At 56.5% G+C, this 372-nt stretch carries 1 protein-coding gene; it reads right to left on the bottom strand.

Translation table 11 applies throughout. The features are described 5' to 3' along the window. A partial coding sequence (locus tag DM374_RS32855) for a tyrosine-type recombinase/integrase (RefSeq protein WP_404821413.1) occupies nt 1–372 on the bottom strand: 372 nt, incomplete at both ends.

The following is a 372-nucleotide window of genomic DNA, read 5'->3' on the forward strand; positions in this document are numbered from 1 at the left end:
AACCCCCGTCAGCAACAACAGGAACAACCCCATCACCGTCGAGACAGCGCCACCGTAGGCGCGCATCTTGGGCAACAGCACCGAGAGCTCATGCATTTCCAGGAAGGGGTTGTGATCCACAGGAGGCTTGGGAATAGCGACGACATCAAGGTCGAATGCAGGATTGATTTCGAGCCCGGGCACTCTGACCAAGGCATACCGGAAAAGCTGGTTGAACCAGGTGCGGCATTTCTCGGCAGTGGTCAGTGCATCACGCAGTTCGACTCGACTGAGCACATCGAGAAGGTCATGCCGGGTGATCCCGAAGATTGATCGCCCACCCAGGTGCGGAAGAATATCTTTCTTGAAGATCCGGCGAATCTGGGAGAGCGT

The sequence above is a fragment of the Pseudomonas huaxiensis genome, assembly GCF_003231275.1.
Taxonomy (GTDB): Bacteria; Pseudomonadota; Gammaproteobacteria; order Pseudomonadales; family Pseudomonadaceae; genus Aquipseudomonas; species Aquipseudomonas huaxiensis.